Consider the following 1,486-nt stretch of genomic DNA (forward strand, 5'->3'; position numbering starts at 1 on the left):
CCCCTCCGGTTGGGCGTTTTTTTGCCATTTCTTCACGCGCACGCACTCCCCCCACGGGACAGTTCCGGGTGCGCATACGACTCCGAGCACCCGTCGGCCGAACCGGCCCCCACCTGGTTCGAGCGCCCCCTGTACCACACCGTGCTCAGGCAAAGAATGTAGCGCACGCGGAGGACAGGTGGTTGCCCCGTGTCAGTTGTGGGCGGACATCACAGCGGCGTCCACGTCCGGAAGCCAGGCTCCCGTGGGCCTGCGGAGCCAGCCCCTTTCGGCCGCGACCCGGGCCGCCGCCCGGCGCAGCGCCCCGAAAGCGGGATGCACCAGTCCGTTTCGCCAGACCAGTGACAGGGGCGAGAGCGGCACGGGGTCGACGAGCGGGCGCACCACGGTCGACCCGATGGCCGGAAAGCTCTCCACGGCGAGGATCGGATTGCGCGTCCTGTCCATGACCCGCTGGAGCTCCTCCTCCCCGACGGCCACCGGAGCGGGTGCTGCCACCTCGATGCCGCGTCCCTCGAACAGGCGGTGAGCGAGGTCGGTCCACTCCGGCGTCCGCGGGTTGCCGGCCCCGGCGTACACGGTCTCGCCCTCCAGCGCGGCCAGCGGTACCTTCGTCAGCCGGGCCAACGGGTGGTCCCCGGGCAGCAGCACCGCCATGGGCTCGTAGCGGACCGGTTGGTGGCCGAGTCCCGCCCGCAGCGCCGGCGCGAGGCCGGCGAACCGGCCGAACGACGCGTCGATGCGGCCGGCGAGCAGTTCGGCCGCGGCTCCCGTCAGTCCGCTCTCGTAGCGCACCATCAGCTCCTGCTCGGGCGCGAGCCCGCGGGCCCGTTCCAGGACCTGGCGGCCGGTGTCGAGTTCCGGGGAGTTGAGGTCGACGAGCAGCGGTCGGGCCTGCCCGAAGGCGGCCAGGAGGTCGTCCTGCGCCTGGAGGACGCGGCGGGCGTACGGCAGCAGCCGCTCGCCGTCGGCCGTCAGGGTCACCTGGCGGGTGGTGCGTACGAACAGCTCGGCGCCCAGTTCCCGCTCCAGGCGCCGCACGTCCCTGCTGAGCGCCTGCTGGGCGACGTACAGGCGGGCGGCCGCGCGGGTGAAGTGCAGGTCCTCCGCGACGGTGACGAAGCCGCGCAGGAGGCGGGGGTCGAGGTGGGCGGGTGCGGGCATCCGGCGAATCTACAACGGCGACCGCGCCGCCGTGACAAGACACAAAGACCCCCTGGGACGCCGGCGCTCGGCCGGTGTCCCAGGGGGTCACCATGGAAATGTGGAGATGGCGGGAATCGAACCCGCGTCCAACGGTGCGGAACCAGGGCTTCTCCGTGTGCAGTCCGCTGCGCTTTTCTCAGCCCCGAAGATCACGCGGACAAGTCTCCGACGGGCTCAGTCACTGTTTGGTTTCCCTCTTCACCCCGTGACCGGGATCAAGGTTTAGTCCCCTAGCTGATGCCAGGATCCGGGTCGGGAACAGCCCCGGGCTGACACTCCC

The 1,486-nt window shown here is 71.1% G+C and carries 1 protein-coding gene and 1 other RNA gene; both read right to left on the reverse strand.

All coding sequences use genetic code 11. The annotated features are described in order from the left end of the window. Positions 1 to 192: 192 nt before the first annotated feature. Complete coding sequence (locus ABEA26_RS35930) at positions 193 to 1,164, reverse strand: LysR family transcriptional regulator (protein WP_345598268.1); 972 nt, start codon at positions 1,162 to 1,164, stop codon at positions 193 to 195. A 98-nt stretch (positions 1,165 to 1,262) separates the two neighbouring features. After that, positions 1,263 to 1,486, reverse strand: a transfer-messenger RNA (tmRNA) gene (gene ssrA / locus ABEA26_RS35935); the annotation flags it as partial.

The organism is Streptomyces marokkonensis (assembly GCF_039539045.1).
Taxonomy (GTDB): domain Bacteria; phylum Actinomycetota; class Actinomycetes; order Streptomycetales; family Streptomycetaceae; genus Streptomyces; species Streptomyces marokkonensis.

What these genes read in the sequence shown, in the direction of transcription:
- ABEA26_RS35930 (WP_345598268.1), bottom strand. Translation starts at nt 1,164, where the DNA reads ATGCCCGCACCCGCCCACCTCGACCCCCGCCTCCTGCGCGGCTTCGTC.